Source organism: Parvularcula sp. IMCC14364 (assembly GCF_030758415.1).
GTDB lineage: Bacteria > Pseudomonadota > Alphaproteobacteria > Caulobacterales > Parvularculaceae > Aquisalinus.
Genome location: NZ_CP132334.1, coordinates 3,103,919 through 3,122,555, shown reverse-complemented (window position 1 = coordinate 3,122,555; position 18,637 = coordinate 3,103,919). Strand labels below are relative to the sequence as shown.

The 18,637-nt window shown below is 52.2% G+C and carries 24 protein-coding genes; 18 read left to right on the top strand and 6 right to left on the bottom strand.

Annotated features, from left to right (window positions below):
* Positions 1-804 (top strand): SDR family oxidoreductase, encoded by an 804-nt coding sequence (locus RAL90_RS14610; RefSeq protein WP_306251922.1) that lies wholly within the window; start codon positions 1-3, stop codon positions 802-804.
* A gap of 104 nt (positions 805-908) precedes the next feature.
* Here the strand turns inward: RAL90_RS14610 and RAL90_RS14605 are convergent, their stop codons facing one another.
* The gene (locus tag RAL90_RS14605; protein ID WP_306251920.1) at positions 909-1,118 is read right to left on the bottom strand and encodes a hypothetical protein; all 210 of its coding nucleotides are present in this window, start codon (positions 1,116-1,118) and stop codon (positions 909-911) included.
* Between the two features lie 307 nt (positions 1,119-1,425).
* Between RAL90_RS14605 and RAL90_RS14600 the strand changes: the two genes are divergently transcribed.
* A complete protein-coding gene (locus RAL90_RS14600; RefSeq protein WP_306251918.1) occupies positions 1,426-1,794 on the top strand; it encodes a hypothetical protein in 369 nt (122 codons plus the stop codon).
* A gap of 64 nt (positions 1,795-1,858) precedes the next feature.
* Here the strand turns inward: RAL90_RS14600 and RAL90_RS14595 are convergent, their stop codons facing one another.
* Positions 1,859-4,162 carry an NADP-dependent malic enzyme gene (locus RAL90_RS14595; protein WP_306251916.1) on the bottom strand — a complete coding sequence of 768 codons (2,304 nt, stop codon included), beginning with the start codon at positions 4,160-4,162 and terminating at the stop codon, positions 1,859-1,861.
* A gap of 127 nt (positions 4,163-4,289) precedes the next feature.
* Between RAL90_RS14595 and RAL90_RS14590 the strand changes: the two genes are divergently transcribed.
* The 5 genes from RAL90_RS14590 to rimI all read left to right on the top strand — a co-directional run bounded on the left by RAL90_RS14590 (position 4,290) and on the right by rimI (position 6,988).
* Positions 4,290-4,874, top strand: a complete 585-nt coding sequence (locus RAL90_RS14590; protein WP_306251914.1) for a NifU family protein — start codon at positions 4,290-4,292, stop codon at positions 4,872-4,874.
* A 64-nt stretch (positions 4,875-4,938) separates the two neighbouring features.
* Entirely contained in the window at positions 4,939-5,154 is a 216-nt protein-coding gene (locus tag RAL90_RS14585; protein ID WP_306251912.1) for a dodecin, read from the top strand.
* A 5-nt stretch (positions 5,155-5,159) separates the two neighbouring features.
* Positions 5,160-5,774, top strand: a complete 615-nt coding sequence (locus RAL90_RS14580; protein ID WP_306251910.1) for a malonic semialdehyde reductase — start codon at positions 5,160-5,162, stop codon at positions 5,772-5,774.
* Positions 5,775-5,789: 15 nt separating this feature from the next.
* A complete protein-coding gene (tsaB, locus tag RAL90_RS14575; protein ID WP_306251908.1) occupies positions 5,790-6,458 on the top strand; it encodes a tRNA (adenosine(37)-N6)-threonylcarbamoyltransferase complex dimerization subunit type 1 TsaB in 669 nt (222 codons plus the stop codon).
* 92 nt (positions 6,459-6,550) lie between these two features.
* Positions 6,551-6,988 carry a ribosomal protein S18-alanine N-acetyltransferase gene (rimI, locus tag RAL90_RS14570; RefSeq protein WP_306251906.1) on the top strand — a complete coding sequence of 146 codons (438 nt, stop codon included), beginning with the start codon at positions 6,551-6,553 and terminating at the stop codon, positions 6,986-6,988.
* Here the strand turns inward: rimI and RAL90_RS14565 are convergent.
* Entirely contained in the window at positions 6,960-7,358 is a 399-nt protein-coding gene (locus RAL90_RS14565; RefSeq protein WP_306251904.1) for a hypothetical protein, read from the bottom strand. The genes rimI and RAL90_RS14565 overlap by 29 nt on opposite strands.
* Before the next feature lie 131 nt (positions 7,359-7,489).
* On the opposite strand from RAL90_RS14565, the gene RAL90_RS14560 reads away from it, so the two are divergent.
* Positions 7,490-7,906 (top strand): Fur family transcriptional regulator, encoded by a 417-nt coding sequence (locus RAL90_RS14560; protein ID WP_306251903.1) that lies wholly within the window; start codon positions 7,490-7,492, stop codon positions 7,904-7,906.
* Between the two features lie 134 nt (positions 7,907-8,040).
* Positions 8,041-8,397, top strand: coding sequence for a DUF4870 domain-containing protein (locus RAL90_RS14555; RefSeq protein ID WP_306251901.1), 357 nt, complete (start codon positions 8,041-8,043; stop codon positions 8,395-8,397).
* Positions 8,398-8,454: 57 nt separating this feature from the next.
* Here the strand turns inward: RAL90_RS14555 and bfr are convergent, their stop codons facing one another.
* Entirely contained in the window at positions 8,455-8,946 is a 492-nt protein-coding gene (gene bfr, locus RAL90_RS14550; protein ID WP_306251899.1) for a bacterioferritin, read from the bottom strand.
* Between the two features lie 103 nt (positions 8,947-9,049).
* On the bottom strand, positions 9,050-9,271 hold the full coding sequence (locus RAL90_RS14545; protein ID WP_306251897.1) for a bacterioferritin-associated ferredoxin: 222 nt from the start codon (positions 9,269-9,271) through the stop codon (positions 9,050-9,052).
* A gap of 114 nt (positions 9,272-9,385) precedes the next feature.
* Between RAL90_RS14545 and miaB the strand changes: the two genes are divergently transcribed.
* The 7 genes from miaB (at position 9,386) to metK (ending at position 16,862) form a co-directional block, all read left to right on the top strand.
* On the top strand, positions 9,386-10,786 hold the full coding sequence (miaB, locus tag RAL90_RS14540) for a tRNA (N6-isopentenyl adenosine(37)-C2)-methylthiotransferase MiaB (protein WP_306251895.1): 1,401 nt from the start codon (positions 9,386-9,388) through the stop codon (positions 10,784-10,786).
* Positions 10,786-11,832: a PhoH family protein gene (locus RAL90_RS14535; RefSeq protein ID WP_306251893.1), complete on the top strand. Its 1,047-nt coding sequence runs from the start codon at positions 10,786-10,788 to the stop codon at positions 11,830-11,832. The genes miaB and RAL90_RS14535 overlap by 1 nt, the downstream gene beginning before the upstream one ends.
* Positions 11,765-12,328, top strand: coding sequence for an rRNA maturation RNase YbeY (ybeY, locus tag RAL90_RS14530; RefSeq protein WP_306251891.1), 564 nt, complete (start codon positions 11,765-11,767; stop codon positions 12,326-12,328). The genes RAL90_RS14535 and ybeY overlap by 68 nt, the downstream gene beginning before the upstream one ends.
* A complete protein-coding gene (locus RAL90_RS14525; protein WP_306251888.1) occupies positions 12,328-13,311 on the top strand; it encodes a hemolysin family protein in 984 nt (327 codons plus the stop codon). Before ybeY ends, RAL90_RS14525 begins: the two co-directional genes overlap by 1 nt.
* A 9-nt stretch (positions 13,312-13,320) precedes the next feature.
* Positions 13,321-15,033, top strand: a complete 1,713-nt coding sequence (lnt, locus tag RAL90_RS14520) for an apolipoprotein N-acyltransferase (protein ID WP_306251885.1) — start codon at positions 13,321-13,323, stop codon at positions 15,031-15,033.
* An 87-nt stretch (positions 15,034-15,120) separates the two neighbouring features.
* The gene (locus RAL90_RS14515; RefSeq protein WP_306251883.1) at positions 15,121-15,552 is read left to right on the top strand and encodes a helix-turn-helix domain-containing protein; all 432 of its coding nucleotides are present in this window, start codon (positions 15,121-15,123) and stop codon (positions 15,550-15,552) included.
* Positions 15,553-15,695: 143 nt separating this feature from the next.
* Positions 15,696-16,862: a methionine adenosyltransferase gene (gene metK / locus RAL90_RS14510; protein WP_306251881.1), complete on the top strand. Its 1,167-nt coding sequence runs from the start codon at positions 15,696-15,698 to the stop codon at positions 16,860-16,862.
* Here the strand turns inward: metK and RAL90_RS14505 are convergent.
* Positions 16,859-17,155: a hypothetical protein gene (locus RAL90_RS14505; protein ID WP_306251879.1), complete on the bottom strand. Its 297-nt coding sequence runs from the start codon at positions 17,153-17,155 to the stop codon at positions 16,859-16,861. The two genes, metK and RAL90_RS14505, sit on opposite strands and share 4 nt — an antisense overlap.
* Before the next feature lie 82 nt (positions 17,156-17,237).
* On the opposite strand from RAL90_RS14505, the gene trmB reads away from it, so the two are divergent.
* Positions 17,238-17,951, top strand: coding sequence for a tRNA (guanosine(46)-N7)-methyltransferase TrmB (gene trmB, locus RAL90_RS14500; protein WP_306251877.1), 714 nt, complete (start codon positions 17,238-17,240; stop codon positions 17,949-17,951).
* Between the two features lie 103 nt (positions 17,952-18,054).
* On the top strand, positions 18,055-18,576 hold the full coding sequence (gene rimP, locus RAL90_RS14495) for a ribosome maturation factor RimP (protein WP_306251875.1): 522 nt from the start codon (positions 18,055-18,057) through the stop codon (positions 18,574-18,576).
* Positions 18,577-18,637 lie beyond the last annotated feature (61 nt).

Here is an 18,637-nt window from a genome sequence, read left to right as displayed (position 1 = left end):
ATGGATTATCGGGGCAAATGGGCGCTCGTCACAGGCGCATCGGCTGGTATCGGTCAGGAATTCGTGCGCCAGCTGGCGGAAAGCGGCGCGAATGTTGTCATGGTGGCCAGACGGGAAGACCGGTTGAAGGAGTTGAGCGCCCTGTTGCAAAGTCACGGCACCCGGACAGTACCACTGGCGGCAGATCTCTCAGAAGGTGACGCGCCGGAAAAGATTGTGGCGTTTCTTCAGGGGCAGGGCATTGATATTGATATTCTTGTCAATAATGCAGGTTTTGGACTGCCCGGGAAATATGTCAGCACCAGATGGGAAGAGCAGGAGAAATATCTCCAACTGATGGTCAGTACTTATGCTGAGCTCAGTCACAGACTGCTGACAGGAATGCAGGAGCGTGGCTATGGGCGTGTCATCAACGTCGCATCTGTCGCTGGCCTTGTGCCACCTGCTGCAGGTCACACTCTTTATGGGCCGTCAAAGTCCTTCCTGGTCAGTTTCTCTCAAGCGCTGGCTGCCGAGTATGATGGTACAGACATCAATGTCTCAGCACTTTGCCCGGGGTTCACCTATACTGAATTTCATGATGTGAATGACACCCGAGAGCAACTCAACCAGATGCCTGATTTCATGATGATGCAGGTCGGAGAGACCGTAACTGGTGCGCTTAAAGCTGTGGAGAAAGCGCATACTGTATATGTGCCAGGGCTTCAGTATAAATTTCTTGTCTGGTTGACCGGCATCTTGCCGCGCGCCTGGGCCGAGCGGATAGTAAAGGGCTCCGGCAAAAACTATCGTGACGCACATTAGCCCAACGAAAACTTGCTGATTTTGTTATTGCAAAATTTTGCGGAAGGCTTGGCAGGACGCGTCGCACGCCTGCGAGTTCCTTACCTTGTCAGCCTGCTCCTTGATTAGAACAGAAAGCTGAACAGTGCCTGCGCCCCTTCAATGATTATTGCCAGGTTTCTGATAAGCTCAAAAACAATGACAAGCGGCGCTAAATGTTTCGCGTAATGCGCAAAATTCTGAAACCGCGTTGGTTCGCTTATTTTGTACTCACGCCTTTTTCTAAGAATTTTTTCTAACTCAACCGGGAATTCTTCAGGTTCAAACCCGTCCATTTTTCCCTCCTTTGTCTAGCTTGTGTTCATAAATCCCGTCCTCTGTTTCCGGGGGTGGATGTATTCTTGACCATTACCGTCTCCTTTCTGGTTACGCCGGCAATTTGCGACGTGAATAAACAAGAGTCAAATGATATTACTTTTGCATACTTCATAAAACTAGGTATGATGATATGCGCTTATCTACATACAAGCTTGACAAAAAAGAATCAAAAACATAAAGTCACACTTCCACTAGGCACAGCCTCGACGCGCACGGCGCGGCTACGGCGTGCCAGTCTTTTTTGAGTTCCGACAGGAGATCATTGTGTTTTCAAGTGATAAAGAGCACGCCGAGGTCGCGCCTTCCGCTGACTGGCCAACTGCTCAACCCGCCCCCGGCAAGACCAAGATGGCTGCAACAGGCCATGACAACCCTCACGAAGATGCAGAAAAAAAACCGGCTTATCGTCAGAAGCGTATGAGTTTTCTGTTCGGCGCTGACTCAATTGAGCGGCTCGAAGAAGTTAAAGAAATAACCTCAGCCGCCACATATTCTGAAGTGCTGCGCCATGCGCTTCTCCTGTATGAGGACTATGTCAAATCACCGCAGGAAGGTTTCGAATATTACAAGCGGCGGGTCGATGCCGACAATCGCGCCGTATTGTTTCCGATAGCCAGCAAAGCACATCGCTAACCAATTCAGGCCGGGCGTGATTTTTAACACCGTGTTTTACAGGCAGAAAATTCTGGATCCTGCTTTAGCGGTTTTTCGCCCAGTCTCTATGTTCCTGATCCAGTTCATAGGCGGCAAGGGCTGCAAGGGTAACAACATCCCCGGCTTTTGAAGCTGTCTGAACAATCTGGACAGGTTTTTCCAATCCAATCAGTACAGGGCCAATAACAACGGCCCCGCCGATCTCCGACATCAGTTTGGTGGCTACAGCCCCGGAGTGGATGCCGGGTGCGATCAGAACATTGGCAGAGCCGGTTAGGCGGGAGAACGGATAGATACGCCGGTTCTCTTCGTTCAGGGCCATGCGAGGTGTCATCTCGCCTTCATATTCAAAATCGCAATCGCCGCGCCGGTCAAGTATGCGAACGGCTTCGGCTACACGTTCAGAATGCTCCGAGCGCGGATTGCCGAAATTGGAGTATGACAGGAAAGCAACTTTTGGTGTGAACCCAAGGCTGCGCACCGCGTGGGCCGCCTGCACAGCTATATCTGCCAGGCGTTGTGAATCTGACACCTGCGTTGATGTGGTATCCGCCATGAAAATGGCACGGCCTTTGGCCAAGACGGCGGAAAGGCCGATAACACGTTCTCCCGGGCGAGGGTCGAGCACCAGCCGTACATTGTCCATTACAACATTGTAGTGTCGCGTAACACCGGTGACCATGCCATCTGCATGATTCATTGCGAGCATACAGGCACTGAAGACGTTTCTGTCATTGTTTACGAGACGCTGGCAGTCCCGATAGAGATAACCCTGTCGTTGCAGGCGTTCATAGACATAATCTGTGTACTTCGGTGTGTTGGCAGAGGCGCGCGCATTCCAGATTTCCATATTGTGGCTTTGCGGCAGGCCCAGACGCTGCATGGAGCGCTGAACCTGATCGTCCCGTCCAATCAGAATCGCCTGCCCCAGATTCTGCTGCTGGAAAGCATAGGCGGAGCGAATGACTGTTTCGTCTTCACCTTCGACAAAGACGATGCGCTTCTTGTCATTACTGCGGACAGTCGAGTAGATTTTCTGGAGGAAGGACGCAGACGGATCAAGTCGCGTTTCGAGTTTTGCCTCATAGGCAGGCATATCTTCGATGGGTTTACGGGCAACACCCGTATCCATTGCTGCTTTGGCAACAGCTGGTGGAATGCGGCTGACAAGGCGCGGATCAAACGGCGTCGGGATGATATAATCACGGCCGAACTGCAGGCGCTTGCCATAGGCAGCAGCAACTTCATCGGGCACGTCTTCGCGTGCCAGTGCGGCCAATGCCTGGGCACAGGCAACTTTCATTTCGTCATTGATCGTCCGTGCCCGCACATCCAGTGCACCACGGAAAATATATGGGAAGCCAAGCACGTTGTTGACCTGATTTGGATAATCTGAGCGCCCAGTTGCCATGATGGCATCGCTGCGAGTTTCGTGTACTTCTTCAGGCAGAATTTCTGGGATCGGGTTGGCCATGGCAAAGATGATCGGGTCTTTGGCCATGGATTTTATCATCTCAGGTGTAATAGCGCCGGCGGCAGAAAGGCCAAGAACCACATCCGCACCATCAATGGCTTCGGCCAGCGTGCGCTTGTCAGTCTCAACAGCGTGGGCTGAGCGCCATTGGTCCATCCCGTCTTCGCGCCCTTGATACAAAACGCCTTTGCGGTCGCAGATCAGGGCATTTTCATGTGGCAGGCCCATGGCTTTAATCAGACTGATGACAGAAAGGGCAGCCGAGCCGGCGCCCGAAACGGCAACGCGAATGTCCTTCATGCTCTTGCCGGTTATTTCCAACGCGTTGAGCAACCCGGCCGCGGAGATGATTGCTGTGCCGTGCTGGTCGTCATGGAAAACTGGAATATCCATGATGTCCTTGAGAGTCTGCTCAATGACGAAACTGTCCGGTGCCTTGATGTCTTCGAGGTTGATCCCGCCAAATGCTGGCCCCAGATATTTGACACAGTTGATAAAGGCTTCAGGATCACTGGTGTCTACTTCGAGATCGATAGAATCGATATCCGCGAAGCGTTTGAACAGGACAGATTTACCTTCCATGACTGGCTTGGAGGCGAGGGCGCCAAGATCCCCAAGGCCGAGAATGGCCGTGCCATTGGAGATGACGGCGACCATGTTACCTTTGGACGTATAGTCATATGCGAGATCAGGGTCTTCTGCGATGGCTTTGACCGGTGCGGCGACCCCTGGGGAATAGGCCAGAGAGAGGTCTCGCTGTGTCGCCATTGGCTTTGTGGGCGTCACCTCCAGCTTGCCGGGCTTGCCGCGCGCGTGAAACGATAATGCTTCTTCGTCAGAAACCTTTGTATTGTTGTCTGAGGAAATGGCCATTGTCAGGGTCTCTCTCTTATCCGGCTTCAATGCCTTTGAAGCTGATTGTCACTGGGCTCGCAAGGGGCATGGTTGTATTTGCTGCGCTGGCCCGCCATATCTTGCAAAACGTGATGAGAGATTACCCATGTTCATTCAGACGGAAGATACACCCAACCCACAATCCATGAAATTTATCCCCGGCCAGGCCGTTCTCGGTGCTGGCAAAATGGGCATGGATTTCCCGACGATTGAAAGTTCAACAGGCTCTCCATTGGCACAGGCCCTGTTTGATGTGGACGGGGTAACCGGTATATTTCTTGGTGCTGATTTCGTAACCGTAACAAAAGACGAAACCACAGAGTGGCATCATATCAAGCCCGCGCTTCTTGGTGCCATCGCAGATTATCTCACAGCAGGACTGCCTGTTCTGGCAGAAGGTGCTAGCCCGGAAGATCTCACAGCTGGAGCGCTTGAGGACTATGAGGGTGAAGACCGTGAGATTGTCGAGCAGATCATTGATTTGCTGGACACACGGGTGCGCCCTGCTGTTGCACAGGATGGCGGGGACATTATTTTCCACAAATTTGTACCAGGAGACGGGATTGTGTTTCTGACGATGCGCGGTGCCTGTGCCGGTTGTCCGTCTTCAACCCTGACCTTGAAGTCCGGTATTGAAAATCTGCTCAAGCATTATGTGCCGGAAGTCACGTCTGTCGAAGCCGTGATGTAAGCGCCGGGAACTGCAGATGGATCCGCGCGTCATTCAGTTACGATAACCTAGGAGAGTATGAAGCATGTCAGATAATGTCTATTCCGTTACGAAACTTGTCGGCACATCTAAAAAATCGATCGAAGATGCCATCGAGAACGCTATCGCCACAGCAAGTCAGACTTTGAAAAACCTGGACTGGTTTGAAGTCAAGGAGACTCGGGGCTACATCGAAGACAGCAAGGTCGCTTACTATCAGGTTACGCTGGAAATCGGCTTCCGCTACGACAGGAAAGATTAAGATACATGGTCGAAAAAAAAACTGACAACAAGCCGCTGAATGATCACGCGCTGGACCAGCTCTTTCGTGAGGCGCGCACGTTCAATGCCTGGGAAGACAGGTCAGTACCCAAGACTCTCATTCAGGCGCTTTATGATCTGATGAAGTTCGGGGCGACATCGGCCAACTGTTCGCCGGCAAGGTTGCTCTTTCTCACGTCTACCGAGGCGAAAGAGCGTCTCAAGCCACATCTGGGCGAGGGGAATGTCAAGAAAACCATGTCAGCGCCGTGCGTCGCGGTTATCGGGCATGATCTTCAGTTCCATGAGCATTTGCCAAAACTCTTCCCGCATACTGATGCCAAAGCGTGGTTTGAGGGCAATCCGTCTCTGATCGCTGAAACAGCTTTTCGCAATGGTACTTTGCAGGGGGCGTATCTGATGATTGCTTCCAGGGCACTGGGTCTGGATTGTGGCCCCATGTCCGGGTTTGATCAGGAAGCCGTTTCCAAAGAGTTCTTTTCAGACGAGCCTGGCGACATTCGTGTTAATTTCCTCTGCAATCTTGGGTATGGCATCACAGAAGACATGTTTGAGCGGTCACCCCGTTTTGCTTTCGATGATGTATGCAAGGTCTTGTAATATAATGAAAAATCAGTGGCCATACTCGCAATAGATACATGCTTGCAGTCCTGTGGCGTGGCCATATTGGCAGGCGAGCAAGTCACTAGCCACAAAGAGGTGCGCGAGCGTGGACATGCAGAGCGCCTTGCGCCGATCGTATCTGAAGTATTGTCAGATGCAGGTGTAACGCTTCGTGACGTTAAGCAAATAGCTGTGACGCGCGGTCCGGGTTCATTTACTGGAGTTAGGGTTGGCCTTGCATTTGCGCGCGGGCTGGCTGTTGGCAGAAACCTGCCAGTGACGGGCATCACGACTTTGCAGGCTCTTGCCTGCGGGCTCAAAGGGCGAACAGCTGATAAAACAGTTCTGGTCGATGCCCGTCGAGGACAGGTTTACGGGCAGGTGTTCAGCCATGATAATCTGGCCAAGTGCGATCCTTTTATTCTTGCAACGGAAGAAGCAGCTGAGCGGTTGCCATCGCCGGGGCCACTTGATGTTCATCACATGGCCGGCACGGGAGTGCCTCTCGTCTATCCTGATCTAGCTGGAGAGGAGCGCTGGCAAGGTCATCAGCCTGATCCGGTAGATATAGCATATCTCGCCCAGGTAGCTCCAATGTCGGAAGTCCCGCCATCTGCTCTTTACCTGCGTGCTGCCGATGCCAAACCAGCTAAAAAAATTCTTATTACTGAAGCTTTGTAAGCGGTAATTGTGGTCACAAAGCGCACCAGTTTGCACAAAATTTGCCAACCGCATCACTCAGGGCAAAATGCACCTGATACGGGAATCTAAGCATGACTTTTCGGATCAGGACCGCCAAGCTAAAAGATACAGAATTCCTGGCTCGTCTTCATACCGAAATATTCCCGGAAGATGCCTGGACCAGAGAGTGGTTTGCTGAAAAAATCCGTCAAAAAGGTGCCAGAATACTGGTGGCGGAACTGCAAGGCGCGCCTGTGGGGCTTGCTGTAATATCTCATGTGCTTGATGAGGCGGAAATCCTCACTATAGGGCTTTTGCCAGAATTACGCGGGCAACGATACGGGCAGTTATTGCTGAAGGCTGTCCTTGAACAGCCTGGATGTCATTTTTTTCTCGAAGTGGCTGAGGATAACGCCGCCGCCATCGGTCTCTACAAATCAGCGGGTTTTATAGAGTCGGGTCGCAGATCAGCCTACTATAGGGGAGGCACTGACGCGCTGGTTATGGTGAAGTCTGTTCCCGCTCTTTGAGGTAAAGGAAGCGCGCCAGCATCGCCAGCAAGCCGATGCAGCCGGTGCAGATGATAAAAATCAGCCATGGAAAAAGCCTCATCCCAACCGCTTTGGCCCGAGGTGCCAGCAGGAAAAAGCTGACCCCGATTGCCAGCAAAAGATCAAACCAGATCTGGTTGCCCCACATGTCACTGATATGCTCCGTCCAGAACCCTAACGGCCCTTCTTGGAATACAGTAAGTGCTGAGTACATAAAGAAGACAAAAGATAAACATGCTGGTATCATCCAGCTCGTGGCTCCCCCTTTGTCTGCCCTCGCAGCAATAACACTTGTGAAAATAATAAACAGCACTGCAGCGCTGGCAGCGAGAATTTGCAGGATCGACATGTTCTGCTCCTTTTATAAACGCCACGTTAGATGGCCTATGCAGCAAAACAATTACCTCTGGCGTAAGCAGCGATGGAGGTTTGAGCCAGGGGCAGAATTCCCCTATAGGGTGCCCTGTCAGGAGATTGCACATGAACAGCATCGAAAAACTTTGCCTCGAAAAAGGTCTGCGGATGACCGACCAGCGCCGCGTTATCGCAAGGGTCGTTTCGGGGGCGGAAGATCACCCTGACGTTGAGGAAATACATCGCCGGTCGAATGAAATTGATGACAGGATTTCCATTGCAACTGTCTATCGCACCATGCGCCTGTTCGAAGACTACGACATTGTGGAGAAGCATGATTTCAATGATGGTCGCTCACGATATGAGGAAGTGCCGGATGAGCACCATGATCATCTGATCAACTTACGCACTGGTGAGGTGATCGAATTCATGAACGAGGAGATCGAGCGTCTGCAGGAAAAGATAGCACTCGAGCATGGGTTCAAGCTGGTCGACCACCGGCTGGAATTATACGGCGTGCCTTTGGATGAGAAAAAAACCTGACCTGTTCCAGAACTCCATTCTGAGTATCTTTTGCGAATTTAAGATGCGGCGGTTGCCTGCCTCACATTAGCTTGCAATCAGTTGGCGCTATCAACTATGATGCTTACGGGCGTGCAACCGAAAGGGGAATTTGTATGAGCGACTCTTCTGAAGTCTCTGCAAATCCAGGCGTGACCGGCAACGCCAATATCATCTACATTCTTTATCTCGTCGGCATAGCAACATGCATCACCACGATCATTGGGGTGATAATGGCATATGTTGCAAAGGATGAAGCGCCGGACTGGCTGAAAACACATTATCACAACCAGATACATGTTTTCTGGAAGCTGATACTTTACTCAATCATATGTGCTGCTCTGACTCTGGTCGTGATCGGGCTGCTGCTCTTTGTCGTACTGTTGATCTGGTACATTGTACGATGCGTGAAGGGCCTCCAATACGCCTCACGCGGCGAGGCATACCCAAATCCCTCCGGTTGGGGGTTTTAAGGGTAAAGGTATTTGGGAACGGCACCTCTTTGAGGTGCCGTTTCGCATTATGAAATATCAACCCTGAGCCGATGCGGCATTCGGTTTGGTCTGCAAATGAATGAAGTGTTCAATGCCCATGCGATCGATCAGCCCAAGCTGGGTTTCGATCCAGTCAACATGTTCTTCCTCATTATGCAGAATTTTGCCGAAAAGATCGCGTGACACATAATCTCTTTGTTCTTCGCAATACTCGATCGCATCGCGCAGAAGAAGGATAGCATCATGCTCCAGTTGCAGGTCGCATTCCAGAATCTCTTTCACGTCTTCGCCGATGCGAAGTTTTCCGAGATCCTGCAGGTTGGGCAGTCCTTCCAGAAACAGAATACGATCAATCAGCCAGTCGGCGTGCTCCATCTCTTCAATGGACTCTTTGTATTCCTTTTCAGCAAATTCCGACACTCCCCAGTCCTTCAGCATACGCGCATGCAGAAAATACTGATTGATGGCTGTCAGCTCGTTCTTGAGTGCCTTGTTCAGAAACTCGATAACCTTTGCGTCGCCTTTCATGTGCATTCCTCAAACTCTGTTATGATAAATTGAAATAGCGATGGTTAGTCAGCAGGGCCACTATTTTCCGTGCAAGTGCCTCGCACTAGCGCAAAAACCTAATCTACTCGGCTGCCATCATGACAGGCTCTGGTTGCTGGCCTTCAGTAAGAGAACTTTCCGGGATCGACGTTTTGCTCAGCATGTTACAGATTTCAGGGCGACATTTGCCGCAATTAAATCTCGTTCCGTGATGGGCGAGCACACAGGCAGGTGTTGTTGCCCCTGCCTTGATGGCGGTTTCCACTTTCTTGGTATTAAGACGGCGGCAAACGCAAATGATCATGATTCTCATATGCGCCAATTAAGAATGATTGTCAATAGTAAAATGCCGGATTAGGCTTGCGTGAAAGCCCGTCGAGCGAATAGAAGCGCGTTCTGCTTTTGCTGGATTGATCAGATGAAGAGTGAGACCGAAACAACGAGTGGCCAGGCCAGTGAACAGACAAAGAAGCTGTTCATTAAAACATACGGCTGTCAGATGAATGTCTATGACTCAGAGCGTATGGCCGGATTGCTGAAGCCATTAGGATACACACAGACGGCTGAGCCGGAAGATGCCGATCTCGTGATTTTGAATACATGTCACATCAGGGAGAAGGCAGCAGAGAAAGTCTATTCAGATCTGGGGCGAATTAAGAAGAACAAGGAAAGAAAAGAGCAATCCGGCGGTGAGATGAAAGTGGCTGTTGCTGGTTGTGTTGCGCAGGCCGAGGGCGCTGAGATCACAGCGCGCGCGCCCATCGTCGACATGGTGTTCGGGCCACAGACATATCATCGCTTGCCGGAGATGATCGCCAGGGCGAGCCGGGAAAATGGTGATGTGCTGGAAACAGACTTCGCCGTTGAAGAAAAATTCGACACATTGTCAACCGACAGGGAAATAGAGGGTTATTCCGCCTTCGTAACGATACAGGAAGGTTGCGACAAGTTCTGTACCTTCTGTGTTGTGCCCTATACGCGGGGCGAAGAAGTATCGCGCCCGGTAGATGCGATAACTGCAGAAGTGCGGATGCTGGCAGCCAACGGTCTGCGTGAGGTGACCCTGCTCGGGCAGAACGTCAATGCCTGGCACAGCGCGCCACCAGCGGGCACAGCCGGAGACGGCTGGGGCCTTGGTGAACTTGTTCGGCATCTGGCCAGGATTGATGGTATTGAGCGTATTCGCTTCACGACATCTCACCCTCGGGACATGGATCATGGTCTCATGGCCGCTCTGGGCGAAGAGCCCAAACTGATGCCATATCTCCACCTGCCCGTTCAGGCTGGGTCTGACAAAATCCTGAAAGCCATGAACCGTGGCCATACCGCAGACCATTATGTCCGGCAGATAGAGGAAATCCGGAAAGCACGACCTGACATTGCCATTTCTGGTGATTTCATTGTCGGCTTCCCTGGCGAAGGAGATGACGATTTTGAGGCGACAATGCAGATCGTTGAAGCGGTGGGGTATGCCTCAGCCTTCTCGTTCAAGTATTCCCGTCGTCCTGGCACGCCTGGGGCTAGTATGGCCAAGCAAGTTGCAGAACCCCTGAAAACAGAGCGGCTGGCGCGGCTGCAGGCCCTGCTGGAGCAGCAAAAGCAAGACTTCAACAAGGCGCAGGTTGGCAAGGTATTACCGGTACTGCTTGAGAAAAAAGGGCGTAATCCAGGCCAGCTTGTGGGGCGTTCTCCCTATCTGCAGGCTGTACATGCAGATCTGCCCGAGCGGCTGCTGGGACAGATCGTTGACCTCAGGATTGTTGATACTTTAAGCAACTCCCTTTCCGCACAGGCTCTTGATGACAGGATTTCCACCTGATGCCGCGCAAGGTGAAACGGGTGGCGGGCACTTTAGCCGGAGCTACAGATCAGGTGACAGAGACGCTCGACTTTGACGACAATGCGCTCGTAAAGGAGCTGTGTGGTGTAACTGATACCAACCTTTTGCTGTTGGAACAGCAGCTGGATGTGCGCATTGATGCCCGGGGAAACAGGCTGGTTCTGACGGGCACGCAGGATGCATGCGGGTACGCACGTGAGGTCCTGATGCGGCTGTATTCTCAATTACAGCAGGGCAGAACCATAACGCCAGGTGACGTGGATGCGGCAATCCGTCTTACGGCACTGTCTGCGCCGTCATCCTCTTTAACAGCAGGAAAATCAGTAACGCTTTCGCTACCAAAACGATCTGTCAGTCCTCGCTCAGCTACTCAGGCTGCTTACCTGAACGCCTTGCAAGATAGTGAGCTCGTTTTTGGGGTCGGTCCGGCAGGGACTGGCAAAACCTATCTGGCTGTCGTTCATGCCGCTCACATGCTGCTGCGAGGAGAAGTCGAGCGTATCATCCTGTCGAGGCCGGCGCTGGAGGCTGGTGAGCGGATCGGTTTTCTGCCGGGAGATATGAAAGAGAAAGTGGATCCTTTCCTACGCCCTCTTTATGACTCCCTCTATGATGTGCTGCATACCGATTTTGTCGACCGGCGTATTGCTTCAGGTGATATCGAAATAGCACCGCTTGCTTTTATGCGGGGGCGGACTCTTTCCCGTGCGGCCGTCATTCTTGATGAAGGGCAAAACGCCAGTATCTCACAAATGAAAATGTTTCTGACCAGACTGGGTGAGGGCTCGCGTATGGTGGTCACCGGTGACCCATCACAGACTGACCTGCCTGTCAGTGAGCCGTCGGGACTGGCAGATGCTCTTAGCCTTCTGAAAAACGTAGAAGGCGTCCAGACAATCAGGTTCAAGCCCGAAGACGTGGTGCGCCATGCTCTGGTGGCACGAGTGGTGAAGGCATATGATGCCCGCGACAAAAGCCGACACGCCAAGAACCACTCAAAAGTGGATAAAAAGAGTGACGCTTGAGGTAAAAAACCCTCAACAGCTTGTGCCTGATATCGTCCGGGATGAACCGGCCTGGCCTGATCTTGGCACGACGGTGCAGAAATGTTTTGATACCGTAACAGAATCTGATTTACATAACCTATCACCGGGAACTATTGCAGTGCTGTTTACCGGCGATGCGGAAATCAGCGCCCTCAACAGAGACTATCGCAGTAAAGGACAGCCAACCAATGTGCTCTCCTTTCCGTCCGGGCCGAGGATGCCGGGACTGCCGGAAACACATTTGCATCACCTGGGCGATATCGTGCTGGCTTATGAGACATGCATTAAAGAGGCTGAGGGCAAAGCCATCAGCTTGCAAGATCATACAGCACATCTGATAGTGCACGGGATTTTACACATATTCGGTTATGATCATGAAGAGGATCAGGATGCCGAGATTATGGAAAAGCTGGAAACGAAAATACTGTCAGGCATGGGTATTACCGATCCCTACAGTGAAAATGGAGAAAATTGATGGCTGACGGGGCCAGGCCAAACGGCACCACCACTGAGTTGGACGTTGAAAATACTGACGATGATATTCAGGAAAATCTGACAACTGTTGAGCGTGCGCCAGGGGTCATGTCCAAGTTGCGAGGCCTTCTTAGCAATGGCAGTCATGCAAATGGGCTAGTGACGGATACGCGAAACGGAACCGATGCCGTTACGGACTCGCGCCGGGAAATGATTGAACGCGTTATCGCTTTTGACTCGAAGCAAGTAGTGGATGTCATGATACCGCGCGCCGACATTATCTCGGTGGAGGAAAATATCCTGCTCAACGACCTTCTGAGAGTCTTTTCTGAAGCTGGCCATTCACGCCTCCCTGTTTTCAGGGGCGATCTGGATGATCCAATCGGAATTGTGCATATCCGAGATTTGGTAGGTATCCTTGCGGATCCGAAACCAAATGCATCGAGCACATCTCAGCCAATACTTGAAAAACTGGTACGGAAACTTCTCTATGTTCCGCCGTCGATGCCAATTACCGATCTGTTGCTCAGGATGCAGGCAAATCGTATCCACATGGCGCTCGTGATAGATGAATTTGGTGGCACTGATGGCCTTGTGACGATTGAAGATCTTGTCGAAGAAATCGTCGGCGATATTCAGGATGAGCATGATGAAGAAGGTGCCAGTTTCCTGAAATCACTCTCTGCCAACGTCTGGGAAGCCAATGCACGCCTGCCAATGCAGGAGCTTGAGGAGGCAATTGGCATAACCGTGAAAATTGACGGTGATGAGGTCGATACGCTCGGCGGACTGGTATTCAGCCTGGCGGGCCGGGTTCCCTTGCGCGGCGAAGTGCTGCGGCATGAAGCGGGTATCGAGTTTGAGGTATTGGAGGCAGACCCGCGGCGGATCAGAAAGATAAAGTTTCGCAAGCTGACCGCAGATGAAATCGCACGGCTTGCCGAGCCAACAAGCGTTTCTGAAGAAATTCTCTCAGACAGGTAACCTGACCGCATGAGCAAGCTCCGCAGTCTTCTGATTTCAGCGCATGCTTTTAGCGCCGGACTATCTGGCTGGCGCAGATATGGCCTGGCGTTCCTTTTGGGGGTGCTGACGGCATTAACAATGGCGCCATATTATCTTCTGCCGCTGCTGGTTGTTGGTTTCAGCGGATTTGTCTGGCTGATGGATGCCGCCGGCAGAGCGCCAAGTGTGCGCCGGGTCAGTTTCATGCTAGGCTGGTGGTTTGCCTTCGGATATTTGTATCTGAGCCTGTACTGGATGGCATTTTCATTCGTACACACGGCTTCAGACAGTTCCCAGGCCGTTCTTCTGCTGGTAATGGGATTTGCAGGCGTGGCTGGCCTTGCGGGCTTTATTGCTCTTTTCTATGGCGCTGCGGCGCTTGTGATGCGGCAGTTCTGGACGGATGACTGGACGCGCGTTCTGGTGCTGGTCGTGCTTTGGTCAATCGCTGAATACGCACGCGGACATGTTCTGACCGGTCTGCCCTGGAATCTGACCGGACAGGCCTTTGCGGGCGTGCCTGCTCTGGCGCAGCCTGCGGCCTGGATCGGTCCTTATGGCCTGGGTGTGCTCGTCCTGATGCTGGCTGTCCTGCCGGCCTTGAGTGTCGGCAGGTCTGGATCAGAATCTGACTATCAACATCTGTCCGTGCAGGTGAGCTTTCGCCCCATAGCCATTGTTGCCGCGGGTTTTTCGGTCATGCTCATTTTCGGCATCACGCGGCTGGCCCTCAATCCAGTGGTGTATCACCCGGATATCAAGGTGCAGGTGGTGCAACCCAATGTTGCGCAGGCAGACAAGATCAATCCTGCCTTGTTTCCGCAGAATTTTCTGGCTGCTTTTAATCTTAGTGGAGGGGAAGCGCTGGAGAGGCTGGAACCGGATGAAGAACTCTACATTATCTGGCCCGAGAATGCAGCCTACGATTATTTCCAGAGAGATCAGACAGCGCTCGATCTGTTGCAAGAGGCGCTGCCGGTGAATGCTGTGCTGGTGTCCGGGGCGATCCGGATAGAGCAAAAAAATCCGGATACAGAGCGTTTCTATAACAGCTTGCATGTCATTCGCGACATGCCGGTGCCAGATAATCTGGCACGCAGCCAGCTTCAGGAGCTGGGCATGGAGACGCGCCGCCGGATGATTGTCAATTCGTATGACAAGCATCATCTGGCGCCTTTTGGTGAATATGTCCCGCTCATAGGACTGTTCAGGGCGCTTGGCATCGACAAGCTCGTGCCCCTGAATAACGGTCTTTCGCGCGGCAACGGGCCATCGGTTCTGAACATCGGCAAAACACTCATGGCACCTGTGATCTGCTATGAGACTATTTTTCCTGGTCGGATGTATCCTGAAGGTCAGCGCCCTGACTGGATGGTAACCGTGACAAATGATGCGTGGTTTGGGGACAGTGTGGGGCCGAAACAGCATCTCGCTCAGGCGCGGCTCCGGTCAATTGAGACCGGTTTGCCTATGGTGCGCTCTGCCAATACGGGCATTTCCGCCATAATTGGTCCGGCAGGCAGAATTCTGGACAGAATACCGTTGCAGGAAAGCGGCACTGTTTTTTCGCGCCTGCCGCAAGCGACGGGACGTACCCTTTATGACCGGCTGGGTGATATTCCCTATTTTCTGATGATCCTCATTCTCTGCGGTGTCGTTCTCCGGTATCGGCTGGCGGCAAAACAAGTCAATAGCGCTTGACCTGTTGCTATAAGCAATTACTTGCAAAAGTCACAATCTCCGTTATGTAGTGACCATTACAGGGAAGAAATTGCACAGCAGGTGGTTATGAGTGAAGCGAGCCGAAAGGCGCCTCACCCCATTGACGTACACGTAGGCAGCCGGGTGCGCTTGCGTCGTATGATGGTGGGCATGAGTCAGGATAAGCTGGCCGATGCCTTGAGCCTGACATTCCAGCAAGTTCAGAAATACGAAAAAGGTATTAATCGCGTTGGAGCGAGCCGGTTGTTCCAGATATCAAAAGTGCTTAATGTACCGGTCCAGTTTTTCTACGATGACTTTGGTCAGGAAGATGAAATTGCTGTGGCCGGATTTGCTGAAGATTCAGCAGAAGACACGTCTGCAAGTGAGTTTATGGAGCTTCTCTCTACACCTGAGGGGGTGCAGCTGTGTAAGTCCTTCTCTCAAATTCAGGACGTTACGGTACGCCGCAAACTGCTGGATCTGATCAAGGCATTGGCGGAGACCCATCGGGCCTGAACATTTGCCTTAATTCATAACAGCATGAATTTCAGACCCAGCGTGCAACTTGGATGGCTTTGCCGTGGACATTTGAGATGCCTTTCGCTATGTCAGCGCCCGAACATATAAACTTTTCTTTATATCCTTGAAGGTGGGTCGCCATGTCATCCAGTAATTATCTCTTTACATCCGAAAGTGTTTCCGAAGGCCATCCTGACAAGGTTTCCGACCGGATATCAGACGCAATCGTTGACCTTTTCCTGCGCAAAGACAGTCAGGCGCGCGTGGCAGTCGAGACGTTGACCACCACTAACCGGGTTGTTCTGGCAGGCGAAGTTCGGGCCCGTGAAGAAGTGACCAGCGAAGAGATGATCGACACGGCGAGACAGGCGATCAAGTCGATCGGTTATGAGCAGGAAGGTTTTCACTGGCAGAATGCAGAAATATCCTGCTTTGTGCACGGACAGTCAGCGGAAATTGCCATGGGCGTTGATGCTGCGGGGGACAAGGATGAAGGTGCCGGCGATCAGGGTATCATGTTCGGCTATGCTGTTGATGAAACACCTGAACTGATGCCAGCGCCCATCGCCTATTCTCACAGCATAGTCAAAGCCCTGGCTGAGGCGCGCCATGCTGGCCTGCGCCCTGAATTTGCGCCAGATGCAAAAAGCCAGGTGACGCTTCAATATGAAAATGGTCGTCCCGTAGGGGCAACTTCGGTTGTTGTGTCTACACAGCATACTGAAGGCCTGTCACAGTCTGACATCAAGGAGCTTGTCCGTCCTTTCGTTGAAGAAGTTTTGCCAGAAGGCTGGATGTGTCCGGAAGAAGAGTTCTACGTGAACCCAACAGGTCTGTTTGTCATCGGTGGCCCGGATGGTGATGCTGGCCTGACAGGACGTAAAATCATCGTCGACACTTATGGTGGTGCGGCCCCGCATGGCGGTGGTGCTTTTTCAGGCAAGGATCCGACCAAGGTTGACCGGTCTGCGGCATATGCTTCGCGCTATCTTGCAAAGAATGTTGTTGCTGCCGGTCTTGCCCGGCGCTGCCTGATACAGCTTTCCTATGCGATTGGTGTTTCACACCCGCTGTCTATTTATGTGGATACGTATGGCACAGGTGAGGTGCCGGAAGATCGTCTGGCAGATATTTTGCCTCAGGTCATGAACCTCACGCCGCGCGGCATCCGCGAGCACCTGGCTCTTAACCAGCCTATTTACGAACGCACGGCAGCTTACGGACATTTTGGCCGTACGCCTGACGCTGACGGCGGTTTCTCCTGGGAAAAAACTGATCTGGTTGATGCGCTGAAGTCAGCGATCTAATCGCCAGTCTTGCAGCCGTGATGAAGCAGTGCGGCGCGTCTTTGCGCGTCGTTTCCAGGCCGGTAAACAGTGACGGTGTTATCTGTCTGTTCGGGCACATTATCCAGAAAAGTGTCGCAATCTCTGGCTGGCGTGTCTGCGTTAACCTGTATGGTTTTGGGCGGTGCTTTTGGCGTCGATACGCTTGTGCTGCCACCTGAAAACAGTAAGAAGCTCCCGGCGACGCCTGCAAGGAACAGTCTTGCAAACCCGGTCACGGCAAAGAATCCAACAATAGTCAGTATTTTCTTCATGGCTGTTTCTACCCAGATATGAGTTTTGATTTTAACCTGACGACGTAAAAGTCTGATTAAACTCAGGGAACCGAGAATTAAGATGTCAGATAAGGCATTTCCTGATTACAGATTGTTCGGGCGCCGTCAGGATCGTCCCCTAAAGCTGCGCCAGCAGCAGCTCATGGAGACGTTGCTGCCCCGGGTAGCTGTGACAGAAGCAATTATCGAAGATGCAGCAGCAGTATCTCGCCCCGTCTGGCTTGAAATCGGTTTTGGCGGAGGAGAACATCTTGCCTGGCACGCGGCGCGAAACCCTGATGTTTTGATGATCGGAGCGGAACCGTTCATCAATGGTGTGGCAAAATTGCTTACGCAGATTGACGAACAAGGCCTGCAGAATGTGCGTATATTGCACGGTGATGCGCGTGACCTTTTACAAAAACTGCCGACGGGACTTTTGTCGCGCCTCTTCATTCTGCACCCTGACCCCTGGCCGAAAAAGAAGCACTACAAACGCCGGATTGTTTCTCCGTTGGTACTGGCAGAGGCAGCACGCCTGCTAAGGCCCGGCTCAGAGATGCGTATTGCATCCGATATTCCTGACTATATCCGCTGGTCGTTGATGCAGGTGCAAGCTCATAACAGGAAGTCACAGGATTTCCTCTGGACGGCGCTAAAAAAAGAAGACTGGACACACCCGCCGTCGGATTGGCCACAGACTCGCTATGAGGCAAAGGCTATCCGCGAGGGCAGGTTGCCAACCTATCTCAGTTTCTGCCGCATGCCCTGTTCGGAAAGGCAAGAAAATAGCTGACAGACACATGAAACTGTGCTTTATGGCATCTAATAGCATTTCGAGATAATCGGAAGCGGCCAGCGAAAGCTGAGCCGTTTTTTTTGTCACCAAGGAACACCTTTTGGATCACCTGACGGAGAAACTGGTAGCTCTTGTAGAGCCTGTCGCAGAGGCAGAGGGCTTTGAGCTTGTGCGCGTGCGCCTTACCGGTTCGGGCAAGCAGACCTTACAGGTCATGGCAGAACGGCCAGACGGTACGATGACAGCCGAGGAATGTGCCAGCCTGTCTCGTGCCTTGTCGCCTGTGCTGGAACTGGCTGATCCGATCAGTGGGGAATATGTTCTTGAAGTATCCTCGCCAGGCATTGATCGTCCGCTCACGCGCTTGATCGATTTTGAGCGCTGGGAAGGATATGAAGCCAAGCTTCAGTTGCGCCAGATGATCGAGGGGCGCAAGAGATTTCGCGGCATTCTTGCCGGTGTTGAAGAAGATAGTATCTGTATTGATCTTGAGGGTGAGGAAGAGACGGCGTTGATCCCCTTCTCCCTTCTTGATGAGGCAAAACTGGTCCTGACGGATGATCTGGTACGGGATTCTCTGAGGGCTGCAAAAGAGAGTGAAGCGGCCAGCGAAAATAACTGACGTCCGGGGCGCGAAATAAAATGCATACAGGAATGATTAAGGGAGTTAATCACCATGGAGA